General features: G+C 50.3%; 11 protein-coding genes. 6 read left to right on the top strand and 5 right to left on the bottom strand.

Annotated features, from left to right (window positions below; genetic code table 11):
- Positions 1-67: 67 nt before the first annotated feature.
- The 3 genes from AR688_RS09580 to AR688_RS09570 are packed head-to-tail and all read left to right on the top strand — an operon-like array spanning position 68 to position 4,704.
- Positions 68-1,309, top strand: a complete 1,242-nt coding sequence (locus AR688_RS09580) for a TolC family outer membrane protein (protein WP_197412192.1) — start codon at positions 68-70, stop codon at positions 1,307-1,309.
- Positions 1,306-3,477, top strand: a complete 2,172-nt coding sequence (locus AR688_RS09575) for a type I secretion system permease/ATPase (protein WP_068232594.1) — start codon at positions 1,306-1,308, stop codon at positions 3,475-3,477. The genes AR688_RS09580 and AR688_RS09575 overlap by 4 nt, the downstream gene beginning before the upstream one ends.
- Positions 3,478-3,492: 15 nt before the next feature.
- Positions 3,493-4,704 (top strand): HlyD family efflux transporter periplasmic adaptor subunit, encoded by a 1,212-nt coding sequence (locus AR688_RS09570; RefSeq protein WP_068232591.1) that lies wholly within the window; start codon positions 3,493-3,495, stop codon positions 4,702-4,704.
- A 107-nt stretch (positions 4,705-4,811) separates the two neighbouring features.
- On the opposite strand, the gene AR688_RS19895 is transcribed toward AR688_RS09570, so the two are convergent.
- From AR688_RS19895 to tal, 3 genes are all read right to left on the bottom strand, one after another.
- Positions 4,812-4,985 (bottom strand): DUF3545 family protein, encoded by a 174-nt coding sequence (locus AR688_RS19895; protein WP_082694730.1) that lies wholly within the window; start codon positions 4,983-4,985, stop codon positions 4,812-4,814.
- Between the two features lie 124 nt (positions 4,986-5,109).
- Complete coding sequence (pgi, locus tag AR688_RS09565) at positions 5,110-6,729, bottom strand: glucose-6-phosphate isomerase (protein WP_068232587.1); 1,620 nt, start codon at positions 6,727-6,729, stop codon at positions 5,110-5,112.
- Positions 6,730-6,755: 26 nt separating this feature from the next.
- Entirely contained in the window at positions 6,756-7,706 is a 951-nt protein-coding gene (tal, locus tag AR688_RS09560) for a transaldolase (protein WP_068232584.1), read from the bottom strand.
- Between the two features lie 207 nt (positions 7,707-7,913).
- On the opposite strand from tal, the gene AR688_RS09555 reads away from it, so the two are divergent.
- The 3 genes from AR688_RS09555 to AR688_RS09545 all read left to right on the top strand — a co-directional run bounded on the left by AR688_RS09555 (position 7,914) and on the right by AR688_RS09545 (position 11,773).
- The gene (locus AR688_RS09555; RefSeq protein ID WP_068232581.1) at positions 7,914-9,530 is read left to right on the top strand and encodes a tetratricopeptide repeat protein; all 1,617 of its coding nucleotides are present in this window, start codon (positions 7,914-7,916) and stop codon (positions 9,528-9,530) included.
- 29 nt (positions 9,531-9,559) lie between these two features.
- Positions 9,560-10,336 carry a peroxide stress protein YaaA gene (gene yaaA / locus AR688_RS09550; protein WP_068232578.1) on the top strand — a complete coding sequence of 259 codons (777 nt, stop codon included), beginning with the start codon at positions 9,560-9,562 and terminating at the stop codon, positions 10,334-10,336.
- 138 nt (positions 10,337-10,474) lie between these two features.
- Positions 10,475-11,773, top strand: a complete 1,299-nt coding sequence (locus AR688_RS09545; RefSeq protein WP_068232576.1) for an inosine/guanosine kinase — start codon at positions 10,475-10,477, stop codon at positions 11,771-11,773.
- A 219-nt stretch (positions 11,774-11,992) separates the two neighbouring features.
- Here AR688_RS09545 and AR688_RS09540 read toward each other — a convergent pair whose 3' ends face one another.
- Both AR688_RS09540 and srmB read right to left on the bottom strand, forming a co-directional pair.
- The gene (locus AR688_RS09540) at positions 11,993-13,045 is read right to left on the bottom strand and encodes a S66 peptidase family protein (protein ID WP_068232570.1); all 1,053 of its coding nucleotides are present in this window, start codon (positions 13,043-13,045) and stop codon (positions 11,993-11,995) included.
- Positions 13,046-13,191: 146 nt separating this feature from the next.
- Positions 13,192-14,415: an ATP-dependent RNA helicase SrmB gene (srmB, locus tag AR688_RS09535; RefSeq protein ID WP_068232568.1), complete on the bottom strand. Its 1,224-nt coding sequence runs from the start codon at positions 14,413-14,415 to the stop codon at positions 13,192-13,194.
- Positions 14,416-14,461 lie beyond the last annotated feature (46 nt).

The following is a 14,461-nucleotide window of genomic DNA, read 5'->3' as shown; positions in this document are numbered from 1 at the left end:
GAAGAAAGCAGCGCTGCACTGCTGTCTGATTAGCGCATTTGGCTCCCCCGTAGTGCAAGCTGATTATATGCAGGCTGCATCTTTGGATATTGATATTGCCGTGCAGCGCACTGTGCAATGGCATCCTGCTATTGCAGAGGCTATAGGTTTGCTGATGCAGCAAAATGAGCAGATCACTGTGGCACGTGCCGGTTATTACCCGCAGATTTCTGCAGGAGTGCGCAGTGGTTACGATAATGCCTACCCTGACAACCGTTATAGTCAGGCGCTGGTATTGTCGGTATCTCAGATGCTATATGATTTTGGCAAAGTATCGGGCGAAGTCCGGGTAGCCAGGGCCGGAGTAACACAGTACCAGGCCGGGTTGTTACTCACCATTGATCAAATTATCCGTGAAGTAATACAAGCCGTAATTGAGATCCAGCGTTATCAGCAATTGGTCAGTGTTGCCAGCTTGCAACTGCAGGCATTAGAGCAGGTAGCCGGCCTGGCCAGAGAGCGGCATAGCAAAGGAGCCAGTTCATTGTCAGATGTTGTACAAAGCGAATCACGGATTGAGGGCGCCAGAGCTTTGCATTTGCAATACAAGGCTCAACTTGAACGCTGGCGCGGGACTCTGGCTATGTTGATGGGCGACATGCAGGTGCCGCATATCTCTGCACGTTTTCCGGATCACCATGGAGCCTGCAATGCCGCAGCAGATATTCAAACTACCCCTGCCATGCTGGTGGCACAGGCTCAGCGCCAACAAGCTTTAGCCCGCATAGATCAGGCGCAGGCTCAGCTGTTGCCAACCATTTCACTTGACCCAACAGCAACTCACTATCTGGACAATAACCCGCTGGCGGGCAGTGGCCGTGATCGCACCCAGTATGCCGTTGCACTTAATTTTAGTGTACCAATTGATCAGGGCGGTGCGGTAAAAGCCAGGCAACGAGCTGCCAGCCAGGCATTACGCAGTGCCGATGCCGGGTTACAACAGGCCGCGTTAACAGCAAAGCAGCAATTACTGGAGGGGCAAAACCAGCAAGCCAGTTTACAGCAGAATCTGGATGTATTGGTTCGCCGTCAGCAATTGAGCATGCAAACCCGGGATCTGTACCGCCAGCAATATCTGGCACTGGGCACCAGGCCGCTGCTTGATTTATTAAATGCTGAGCAGGAAATTTATCAGGCACAGCTTGACCGGCAGCATACGCTGTCAGATCTGCGGCAGCTTCAGGCAGGCTGTCTGTTCCATTCAGGCCAGCTTCGGCGGATTTTTGCTTTGCAGCATAGCCGGATCCAGGGGGTAGAACTACAACCATGACTACTGTGAAACAGTTACGCCAGGACCAGGACCAGGAGCATGGTACAGGCAAACAACAACCCGACCCATATGATTGGATAACCGCTGTGTTAATGATCAGCCGGCATTATCGGCTGGAGTGTTCTGAGCAAAATATCCGGCAGGCAGTGCACTGGTACACTGATTCTGAGCAGCATAATCTGGTACGGCAGATTGCACGGCAAGCTGGGCTGGCAGTTCGTTTTGGCAAGCTGACAAAGCAGGATTTATCGCCCTGGCGCTTGCCTTTAGTGTTGCAGTTACAAGACGGACAATTAGTTGTTGCTCAGGCGGTAAAGGCTAATGGCGATATCAGTATCTGCCCGATAGCAGAGCAGGGGCTGACATTGTCAGTAAGTTACAGCACTTTGCTTGGCACTACACAGCAAAAGGTGACTCTGCGCCCACTCAGCGGTGGCAAAGATGTGCGGATTGACGGCTATATTGCGCCCTGGCAACGCGGCTGGTTGTGGCGGCTGATAGTACCGGAGCTTAAACCTTACTGGCATGTTATGTTGGCCTCAATGATCGCCAACATCCTTGCGCTGGCTGGTATTTTATTTTCCATGCAGGTGTATGACAGAGTTATTCCGGCTCAGTCGATGCCAACTTTATATGTATTATTTGGTGGTGTACTACTGGCGCTGATATTCAGTTTTCTGATGAACCTGCTGCGCAGCCATGTTACCGATCTGCTTGGTAAACGGGCTGATATCCGGGTGTCAGACCGGGTATTTGGCCATGCTCTGCGGCTGCGTAATAGTGTCAGGCCAAAATCAACCGGCACCTTTATTTCCCAACTGCGTGAACTGGAACAAATCCGCGAGCTCATTACGTCCAGCACAATAAACGCACTAGCAGATTTACCGTTCTTCTTACTGTTTATGCTGGTATTTCATCTCATCGCCGGGCCGGTTTCCTGGATCCCGTTACTGGCTGTCGTGCTCATGCTTGGGCCTGCCTTGTTGATGCAAAGACAACTGGCTCGCTGCGCCCAGATGGCGATGCGGGAGTCATCATTACGCAACGGCCTGCTGGTAGAAAGTATTCAGGGGCTGGACGATATTAAAGCGTTACAGGCAGAACCGCGTTTTCAGCAACAATGGAACCAGTTTAACGCTGCTACCGCAGAAGCCAGTGTTGCCATGCGTAAGCGGGTTCACCTGCTGACAGTCTGGAGCCAGACAGTACAGCTGGGCGTGTTTGCTTTGGTGATTGTGGTAGGCGCGCCGTTGGTAATGGCAGGTGATATGACAACAGGCGCGCTGGTAGCAGCATCTATTCTGTCGTCAAGAATGCTGGCGCCAATGGGGCAACTAACTGCTATTCTTACCCGCTGGCAGCAGGCCAAAGTTGCCATGCAAAGCCTGGACAGCATTATGCAATTGCCGGTGGATTCTGCAAACGGCAGCCAGCCAATACATCGGGCTGCACTTAATGGCAAATACCAGATGCAGGATGCTGCCTTTCGCTATCACCGTGATGATCCGGCACCGGTACTGCATATCAACCAGTTACACATTCAGGCCGGAGAGCGCATTGCCATATTGGGGCGCAATGGTGCGGGTAAATCCACCTTATTGCAGGCGCTGGCTGGCAGTGTAGAGCTCAGCTCTGGCTTGCTTACTCTGGATGATATCAGCTTGCCGCAGCTTGACCCGGCTGATTTGCGCCGCGATGTTGGCGTGTTAACTCAACAGGCCAGGTTATTTCATGGTTCAGTGCGCGATAATCTGAGATTAGCCGCCCCGCAGGCCTCTGATCAGGACATTCTGGCCGCTTTAGCTATGACCGGTGCGGCAGATTTTATCAGTCGTTTGCCGTCAGGCCTTGATCAGCAACTAATGGAAGGAGGGCTGGGGCTGTCCGGCGGGCAACAGCAATCGTTGCTGCTGGCCAGGTTAATATTGCGCCAGCCCAATATTCTGTTATTAGACGAACCCAGTGCCGCACTGGATGACAATACCGAGCGTATTTTTATTGCCAGCCTTAAACGCTGGTTGGGGCCGCGCACTCTGCTGATAGCTACCCATCGTATGGCGATGCTTGAGCTGGCAGACCGGGTTCTGGTGCTCGATGCCGGCCGCATAGTGCTGGATGCCCCCAAAGCTCAGGCTATTGCTGCCTTGTCTGCAGGTAAGCCTGGGTAAAATACAGAGGGTGATATGGCCAATACCAGTCAACAGCAAACAGAGCAGCTTATCGCATCGGCTTTAGATGACAACAGCCAGTACAGTGAGGCCGCACTTTGCCGCACTACCCGTATTATCAGACTTAGCGCACTGGTACTGCTGGTGTTGTTGATTTGGGCCGCTTTTGCCCGGCTGGATGAAGTATCAGCAGGCACAGGTAAAGTAGTGCCCAGTGCCCGTGAACAAGTTATCCAGTCACTTGAAGGCGGTATTCTTACTGAGCTAACGGTGCGCGAGGGATCTCTGGTCGAGGCTGGCCAAATACTAGCCAGGCTTGACGCTACCCGCACAGAGTCTAACCTGGGTGAAAGTGCGGCCCGATACCGTGCGGCGCTGGCCAGCGCCGCACGCTTAGAGGCCGAAGTGAATGCAACCGAGCTGATTTTTCCTGCCGAGCTACAGGAGTTTGCGCACCTCATTGCTGCAGAAACACGCTTGTATCAAAGCCGGCGGCGCTGGCTGGAGCAAACACAGGCAGGTATTGAGCAGTCGCTTAAACTGGTAGAACAAGAACTGGTGCTTACCCGCTCGTTACAGGACAGCGGTGCCGCCAGCAATGTTGAAGTATTGCGCCTGCAGCGCCAGCAGGCAGAATTACAACTGAAACTAACAGAGCTGAATACGCAATATCTGGTGCAAGCACGCGAAGAGCTGGCAAAAGCCAGCGCAGAAGCCGATTTACAAACCTCAGTATTGCGCGGTCGTTCAGATACCCTTAGCCGTCTGACACACCGTTCACCGGTAAGGGGGATTGTAAAAGATATTGCGGTGACAACTATTGGCGGAGTCATACCACCCAATGGCCAACTGATGCAAATCGTGCCGGTAGATGACCATTTGCTGATTGAAGCGCGTATAGCACCGCGCGATATAGCTTTTATTCATCCGGGGCAGCAAGCCATGGTGAAAATTACCGCCTATGATTATGCTATTTACGGCGGTTTAGCCGCTGAGGTTGTGACTATTTCACCAGACACGTTGCAGGATGAAGTTAAGCCGGATGTTTTCTACTACCGGGTGTATATCCGCACTGAAGCTGATTTTCTGCAAAACAAGACTGGCCAGCGCTTTGCCATAGTGCCGGGCATGATTGCTACCGTGGATATTAAAACCGGTAACAAAACCGTGATGGACTACCTGATAAAACCCTTTAACAGAGCCAAAGAGGCACTACGCGAGCGCTGATACAGCTGCTTTAAAGCACAGCCCATCTATCAGTCTGGTTATTATCGTTCTGTGTTATATGAACACAGAAACGAAAAATGCCCGGAGTTTACACACCGGGCATTTTTCTACAATTCGATATCAGCCAGTTCAGGTTCAATAGTCCAGTCAATATCGCTTAGCTCCCTTTTCAGGCGCTGGCGCTCTTTGAGCTGTTCAATTTCACGCCATTTACGCTTTACCGCACGCGGTTTAGCGGCAGGGCGCTCCAACATATTCAGTAAGTCTTCGAAGCTTTCCATAGTTTGGCCTCTCTGATAGTTGTTGTTCAATAGTTGTTGTTATTTTCAACAAATGATTTACCACATTTTGCATCAAAATAAAACAACTAAGTGACAACACTATGACAGACCCGCACTATTTACCTTACTTATGTTGAGAGAATGCCGCTATTAATGCCTGGGTTGAACTGTCCAGTTTACTGGCATCAGAGCCGCTCAATGCCTGATAAATAGGGCCTGACAGCTGTTTACCCAGTTCAACTCCCCACTGGTCAAACGAATTAAGGCCCCACAATACGCCCTGACAGAATACTTTATGTTCATACAACGCGATTAAAGCGCCAACATAATAGGGCGATAATTCCGGCAACAGCAGGGTATTACTGGGTTTATTGCCCGGCGATACTTTATGCGGGGCTAACTCTGCAGCCTGTTGGGCAGTCATACCTGCTGCCAGGCATTCGTCTGTGGCTTCCTGCAGTGTTTTACCCTGCATTAATGCCTGAGTCTGGGCAAAACAATGCGCCGCCAAACGCTGGTGATGATCGGTTAAGCTATGCGCAGGTTTCAATGGCAAAATAAAATCGGCTGGCACAGCTAACGCGCTTTGGTGCAATAACTGATGGTATGCATGCTGGCCGTTGGTACCTGCATCGCCCCAGATTACCGGTGCGGTAGCGTCAGTTAATGGCTGGCCGTTAGTATCAACACTCTTGCCATTAGATTCCATGTCCAGCTGTTGCACATAAGAGGGCAGCAAGCGCAGATAATGGCTGTATGGCAGTAAAGCCTGCGCCTGACAGCCAAAGCCGTTGATATACCAAATACCCAGCAGTGCCAGCGTCAGCGGCATATTCTCGGCCGGTGGGGCGTTGATAAAATGCTCGTCCATTGCTTCAGCGCCTTTAAGCAACTGAGAAAAATGCTCATTACCAATCATCAGTGCTACCGGCAAGCCGATAGCTGACCACAGCGAGTAACGCCCACCGACCCAGTCCCACATCGGCAGAATATTTTGCTCGACAATGCCAAACTCTGCTGCAGCGGCAATGTTAGACGACGTTGCCCAGAAATGCCGTGCAATAGCTGCGGCATCTGCGCCATTGTCTTTAAACCATTGGCGCACAGCCAGTGCGTTTTGTTTGGTTTCTTCAGTACCAAATGATTTAGACGCCACAAACACCAGAGTAGTGGCCGGGTCGAGGTGTTTCACTACATCAGATACCACAGCGCCATCGATATTACCGGCAAAATGCAGCTTAACCGGGCTGCAGTGATAAGGCGTTAATGCCTCTACTGCCATTTGCGGGCCAAGTAACGAGCCACCAATACCAACCCAAATCAGATCAGTTATGGCTTTGCCGCTGTAACCTTTATATTCACCCTGGTGTAGCTGGCTGACCAGCGCTGTCATTCTGGCGCGGCAATCGGCGATGGCGGCGCCGATATCTTCACCATCAAGCTCAAGCCCTGCCACATCCGTTTTACGCAGCATGGTATGCCATACCGTGCGTTGTTCGGTGTTATTAATTTTGTCGCCGGCCAGCATCGCCTGCAGCACCGCATTAATATTACTTTGTGCGGCCAGTTGCTGCAGCGCCTGCCAGCTTTGGTCATCAATCAGGTTTTTCGAGTAATCAAGGGTAATGCCACAAGCTTTGGTGCTAAAGCGGTTGGCCCGGCCGGGATCGGTATTAAACGCCTGGCGTAACGAAATGTGTTTTGCTGCCAGCTGTTTCAAACCAGACAATGCTGAACCTGACATACTCTACTCCCCTGAAAAATGTGTAATTAAAGTGCCTGCTGGATCAATTGCTCCAGCTTACGTTGGTCAACGGCAAATTTGCGAATACCTTCAGCTAGCTTTTCTGTCGCCATAGCATCTTCATTTAATGCCCAGCGGAACTGGCTTTGGTTCAGTTGCTCTGGTGCAGAGCGGGTGGCACCGGTATCGGTTAAATGCACTGTCAGCTCGCCTTGTTGCTGGCTAAGCTCGGCCAGTAAGCCGGGGCTAATGGTTAAGCGGTCACAACCAGCCAGGGCCAATACTTCGCCCACGTTACGGAAACTGGCGCCCATCACCACGGTTTTAAAACCATGTTGTTTGTAAAAGCGGTAAATTTCCCGTACAGATACAACGCCAGGATCGGTGTCGCTGGTGTAATCCTGCCCGGTGCTGGCTTTGTACCAATCCAGAATGCGGCCAACAAAAGGCGAAATTAAATATACGCCAGCTTCAGCACAGGCACGGGCCTGAGCCATATGAAACAGCAACGTCAGGTTACATTGAATACCTTCCTGCTCCAGCTGGCGCGCTGCCTGAATGCCTTCCCAGGTTGAGGCAATTTTAATCAGAATGCGATCAGTGCCTATGCCGTTTTCTTTGTACAGCGCTACCAATTGGTGGGCTTTGGCTATGGTGGCATCAGTATCAAAAGACAGGCGGGCGTCAACTTCGGTAGATACGCGGCCCGGCACCAGCTTACTGATGGCTGTGCCAATATCGACGGCAAATTTGTCTGATGCCAGGCTAAGCTGTGCTTCAGCCGAGCTGGCTTTGCTTTTGGCATAGGCTACAGCACCGGCTAACACAGGTTTAGCAAATTCCAGCTGACTGGCGTTTAACAATAAGCTGGGATTAGTGGTAGCATCTACCGGACGGAACTGCTCAATGGCGGTCAGATCGCCGCTGTCGACCACTACAGTGGTCACTGCTTTTAACTGGGTAAGTAAGTCGCTCATATTGTTTTATTACCGTATTTTTGATCACATTCTAGTGATGTAGCGTTTAATAAGCAATTAATGTAGGAATATTACAACAAAGTTCGGTGTGAACCGGATTTTAACTACATTAGCGTTGCGTGACGTAAAGTAAGTTACTATATTGCCTGTTTTTGTCGGGCACTAAGGCCTGTATTTTGTTTCAGTGTAAATTAGCACAGGATCTCGATGATCTTCCAAGCCAGCTTTTATAAAAGTAAAAAACTTCTGCTAATCGAAGACTGTGAGCCTGTACGTGCCTCTATTAAGGGTATGTTACAGCAAATAGGTTTCGATGATATTACCGCTGTTGCCGATGCAATGCAGGCTGTTTCTCCTGCTAAGCGGCACAGCTTTGACTTTATTCTGGCTGATTTTAATCTGGGCGACGGCAAAGACGCGCTGCAGCTGTTTAACGAACTTTCTGCGTTGGGTGCTATTAAAACCGCCTGTTGTTTTGTCCTCATGAGCACTGAACCACAACGTTTACCGGTGTTTGGTGTATTGCAAGGTACACCTGATCACTTTGTATTAAAGCCGTTTTCCTATGTTGAGTTGGAAAAGCGGCTGGCTAAAGCCTGGCAAAACCGTACTGCACTGCGCAAGGTTTATCAGGCCATCAAACAGACCGATCTGGCCAATGCCCTGCTGGAACTGGACGAAGCGATAAAAGCCGGTTCTGCCAATGCCTTACAGGCTTTACGTTTAAAGGGCGAACTGCTACTGGCTCAAGGCGAATATAACGCCGCCGCACAGCTGTACAGCAAAATTCAACAACAACGCGATTTTAGCTGGGCCAGGCTTGGTGCTGCTGTCACCATGGTGAAACTGCAGCAATGGGCTGATGCCGAGCAAGCGCTGTTGCAACTGGCAGAGCAGGACGATATTCGCCCGGAAGCTGTAGAGTGGCTGGCACGGTGTTATTTATTGCAGGCTGACTTAGTCAAAGCGCAGGAACAATTAACCGAACTGCTGAAACTACAACCTACCCATATAGCGGCACATTATGCCCTGGCAGATGTATTACAGCTTAATGGCCAACAGGAAGATAGCAGCCGATATTTACAAAAATTGATTCAACAGTTTCGTTTTTCTGCTTTTGATGCACCAGAGTGCTATTTGCAATTAAGCCGCTTATTATTGGAACAAGCACAACACGCCGAGTTGGGGGCTTTTACCGCTGCACTGAAAAAAAGCAGTGAAGCGCTGGCAAGCATGCCGCAGAAACTGACAACAGACGTAATAGAGCCGGAACTGGCAGTACTGCGTGCGCGCATTAGTTTATTGCAAGGCAATGTGGCAGATGCCAAACAGCAATTGAACCTTATTACCGTGGCAACAAAACCGGTGCATGTTGCCGCCGAGCAGGACAAAGCCCGTCTGGCTTTTGCCCTGGGTGATACTAAACAGGCTGAAGCGCATCTTGCGGTGTTAAAAAGTGCCGATTTCGCCGCAGATGATCTGTCGGGTTGTTGTCAGCGTTTATTAGCCAAACAAGTGGTGCTGCGTGAAACAGAACTCAGAGCGCAACTGCGCGATTTAAACCAGGCTGGTATGGACGCTGCACAAAAAGGCAATGTAAAAGTGGCACTGGTAAAATTGCGCCAGGCGTTTTTACTGATGCCGTGTAACGCCGGGCTGGCACTTAACCTGTTGCAGGTATTAAGCCAGTTGCCGGCACACAAAGCCTTGCTACCGTTGGCTAAAGCCGTGCTCAGTGCGCTGGAAAATACCAGCGTAACCAGTGCGAACCAGCAACGTCTGGCGCAGCTATTGCCTCAGTTGCCAGAGCTGTACCTTGATTAACACAGGTTTTATTAATATCGGAATTATTTATGTTGTTGCTTGTATCTCCTGCAAAGGATCTTGATTTTCAGCCATTGGCAGCACAACTGCCGGTTACCCAGCCAGACATGTTGGCGCAAAGCCAGCAATTGGCCGAGATTTGTAAAACCCTGACCCCGTCCGATTTATCGTCACTAATGCATATCAGCGATAAACTGGCAGGCTTAAATGCCGCCCGTTTTGCCGACTGGAAACTGCCTTTTACGGAAAAAAATGCCAAAGCAGCCTTATTTGCCTTTAATGGTGATGTATATCAGGGGCTGGACGCTGCCAGCTTAACCACAGACGATATTACCTTTGCCCAGCAGCACCTGCGTATTTTAAGTGGTTTGTATGGCGTGCTGCGGCCACTGGATTTGATGCAGCCTTACCGGCTGGAAATGGGCACTAAACTGGCCAACCCAAACGGTAAAGACTTATATGCGTTTTGGCAAAACAGCATTACAGAGCAGCTAAATCAGCAGTTAGATAAGCTGCAAAGCGATGTAGTGGTAAATCTGGCATCGCAGGAATACTTTAAGGCAGTAAAACCTAAGTTGCTGCAGGGCTGTTTAATTACGCCGGTGTTTAAAGATTTTAAAAACGGCCAGTACAAAATTATCAGCTTTTTTGCCAAAAAAGCCCGTGGTTTAATGGCGCGTTATATTATTCAGCAGCGCTTAACAGCGGCAGAGCAGTTAAAAGGCTTTGATCTGGCAGGCTACGCCTACAGCGCTGAACACTCCACGGCCAACGAACTGGTATTTTTACGCCATAGCGCAGAATAGTCCTTCTCCAAGGAACAATTAGGGCCGGCTTGTCCACATCAACAAGCCGGTTCTGCTGATTGATTCAACATTACGCCCCGTCGTTTTTTTGTTACAATGCCGCTCTTTGCCGGTAGCGGCTTTGCAGTGGTATAACAGATGAAATTTCCCGGCCTGCGTAAAATTAAACATTATTTCCCGGTATCCCAGCCCAAGCCTCAGCTACCCAGCTTTGAAGTACGGCCAGAGCTTGATACTTATATCGTTGGTCTGGATCAAACTATTGTTGATGTAGTGGCCAGCGTTAGCGATGAATTTTTGCAAAAGTATAATATCCGCAAAGGCTTATCTAATCTGGTAGAGCACGGCAAAGCCAATCTGATTTATCAGGAATTGGTGGCGCAGCAGGCCATATCGGATCATTTCGCCGGCGGTACTATCGGCAATACTATTCACAATTATTCTGTACTGGCTGATGATAAATCGGTGTTGCTGGGCGTCATGTCTGCCAATATTGCGCTGGGTTCACCGGCATATCACTATGTTTGCCACACCAGCTCGAAAGTGGATATGAACCATTTACAAGGCGTGGCCGGTGATATTGGTCGGGGTATTACCATGATAACGCCGGATGGCGAACGTACCTTTGTTATCGATCCCAGCGATATGGATGAGTTAAGCCAGGAGTATATTCCTACTGACATTATTGCAGGTAGCGCGGCTTTTGTAGTTAGTGCTTACCCGCTGCGTGCTACAAATCAGCCGATTCAACATGCGATGTTTAAAGCCTTGCAGGACGCTAAAGCGCATAATGTACCGGTGGTAATGAGCCTGGGCACCCGGCATCTGGTAGAAGAAAACCGCGAGCAAATTCTCAGTACTATTAAAGATTACGTTAACGTGCTGGCAATGAACGAACTGGAAGCCGAAGCCTTAACCGGTTTTGCCGATCCACTTAAAGCCGCCGAAGCCATACTGGACTTTACTGATATGGTGCTGATTACCGCCGGGCCGGAAGGTTTATACCTGTGTGGCCATACCGATGACAATGTAAAACGTGAGAGCAGTAATCCGATTAAATCGGCCAGCCTGGCCGATTTTAACCAGTACGAGTTTAGCCGGCCAATGCTACATGCCAGCTGTGACAAGCCGCTAAAAGTGTATTCGCATATCGACCCGTATTTAGGCGGGCCGGAGCGGATTAAAAACACTAACGGCGCCGGTGATGGTGCGCTGTCGGCTATTTTGCATGATATGGCGGCGAATCATTTTCACAAGCAGGTGCAGCCGTTATCCGGCAAACATGAGCAGCCGTATCTGGCGTATTCATCATTCGCACAAATTTGTAAGTATGCTAACCGGGTAAGTTACGAGATTCTGGTGCAAAACGCACCGCGCCTGTCCAAAGGCCTGCCGGAGCGTGAAGATAGCCTGGAAGAGGCTTACTGGGAGAGATGATAGGGCGTTTAGCCTGATGTGGCGCTGCTTCAGTGGGCAATCCCGCTGTGCTCGCCACAGCAACTATGATGAACAATCCTGTCCATCACCCTTCGGGCCAGCGTAGGCTGTTCAAATTCTTTCCCTAAGAATTTGTCGCAAGCCATCCCTGGCTTGCTCAGACACTCTGTGGCTGCGCATCGGGACGCCCACCTGCGCAGCGCTATCACTCTGGGTTAGTTAGCTCTGAAATACGCTTTCCAGTAAACGGAAAGTACCGGCATCGGCATCCAACTCTACGCGGCCACCTACCGGCACGATAAACTGCTGTTTAATATGGCCAATCATAGCGCCGCGGTAAGCCGGTATATTCAGCGGTTTAATGTGGTCTTCAAAAATCTGGTCCATTGTCAGCCAACCATAACCACCGCTGGGGCGGCATGCTGTGCATTCACCAAAAATAAAACCGGCAATTTTATCCAGCGCGCCCATCAGTTTTAACGTGCTGAGCATACGGTCAATACGGTAGGGTGCTTCTTCTACATCTTCTAAAAATAAAATTTTACCCGTAAAATCAGGTAAATAAGGTGAGCCTGCCAGTGCGGTTAGTACCGTAAGGTTGCCTCCCACCAGCTCGCCCTGAACTTTACCACCGGTAATGGTTACGGTGCGGTTTTGCCGTGCTACCAGCTCGTCTTTAGCGTCCAGCACATTTTGGTACTGCATTAACTCGCGATCGAAAAATACACGCTGAAACTGATTGGCATTAAAGCTGTTCCAACTGCCGGTGCCATTAGGGCCATGGAAGCTGACTAAGCCGGTTTGGGCATGAATGGCATTGTGCAGCGCGGTAATGTCGGAATAACCGAGTAAAACCTTGGGGTTGTTGCGAATAAGCTTGTAGTCCAGCAAGGGCAGTAAACGTGCGGCGCCAGAACCACCGCGCAGGCAGATAATGGCTTTTACTTCTTTGTCAGCAAACATGGCGTTAATGTCGCTGGCGCGCTCAAGATCAGTGCCGGCCAAATGGCCACGGCGTGCTGCAAGGTGTTTGCCGGTTTTCACTTTAAAACCAAGCGCCTGCATCACTTCCTGGGCAATTTGTAAATCCAGGGCTTCATCGGTGGCTTTAGACGGGCTAACCAGGGCGACGGTATCGCCTTTGTTTAATGCCAGTGGTAACAAGCGTTTGTTATTACCGCCTGCAGGTGCGGCCATTACGCTGCTGCAACCGGCCAGAGGTAACAGGGCGGCGGTAAAGGCACAGCTTTTTATAAATTGTCTTTTGTCCATTAAGCAACTCCACTGGCTATCAATTCACTGGGCTAATAATTTATTCAAACTACCAATAGCAGCTTAACTAAATAATTCCAAGATTGCACAGCAAAAATGCGATAGCCGCCGCTGTTTTTGCGAGCGGCGGTTGCCGGTGGTTAAGCTTATTTTTTCGTGTTTTTAGCGGCTTTTTTCGCTGCGGCCTTGGTGGGCTTTTTCTTTTTCACCGGCACTTTGGCTTCTTTGTTTTTCGGCCGCAGCGCTTCTACCACACGACGCTTTAGCTTTTGCTCTACATAGCGCTCTACTTTAGCCAAAATGGCCATATCGTGCGCTTCAATCAGTGATATCGCCGTGCCTTTTTTACCGGCGCGGCCAGTGCGGCCAATGCGGTGCAGGTACACGTCAGCACTGCGTGGCATATCAAAGTTAATTACGTGGCTTACATCGTCAATATCCAGGCCGCGGGCGGCAATATCGGTTGCCAGTAAAATGCTTACGCGGCCAGAGCTGAAGCGCTCAACTGCCTGCATGCGTTTATCCTGTGGCATTTCGCCCTGTAACCAGCCGCAGCGCAAACCGGCGGTTTCCAGTTGGCCGGTTAAGCTGGCCAGGCGCTCACGGGTTTTAATAAACACTATAGTTTTGGTCACATCCTGCTGTTTCAGCAGATGAATAAGCAGCGCCAGTTTATGCTGGGCGTCGTCCGCTAAATGCACCCATTGCAGAATTTTGGCGTTTTCTTTACGCGAGGGTATCGCTTCAACCCGCTCTGGCTCTTTTAACGCACGCTCGGCAAAACGTTCTAAATTAGCGCCTTCCAGTGTGGCGGAGAATAAAAACGTTTGCCGGCGGCGGCGGGCTTCCAGCACAATACGGTTCATCTCGCCAATAAAGCCCATGTCCAGCATGCGGTCGGCTTCATCTAAGATCAGCAGTTCCACTTCATCAGCCTGAAAGCTTTCCTCATCCAGATATTCGGTTAACCGGCCGGGTGTGGCGATAAGAATATCGTTGTTTTTTTCCAGCGTATCTTTATGACTGCCGTAGTTAATACCACCGGTAATCACGCCAACGTTAAGCTCGGTAAACTGGGTAAAATGCTTAAACTCGTCGTATACCTGATACGCCAGCTCACGGGTTGGCGTCATAACCAGCACACGGGCAAAGCCCGGGTCTTTGCGGCCAAAGTCGAGCAGGTACTGAATGGCAGGCAGCACAAACGCCAGTGTTTTACCGGTGCCGGTAGGGGCACTGGCCAGTAAGTCTTTACCTTCCAGCGCCAATGGGATCGCCATTTCCTGGATCAGCGTGGGCGCCTCGAAACCGCGCATGCTAATGGCGCGGTTAATATCATCGTCCAGTTGAAAATCTGCGAATGTTGTCATCTTGTCCTCAGCATTGTTGCCTGCCCGGTGACACTGCGCCCGCTTC

This window comes from Rheinheimera sp. EpRS3 (assembly GCF_001513785.1).
GTDB lineage: Bacteria > Pseudomonadota > Gammaproteobacteria > Enterobacterales > Alteromonadaceae > Alishewanella.
The sequence above is the reverse complement of the archived record's forward strand: the minus strand, read 5'-3'. Positions and strand labels throughout refer to the sequence as shown.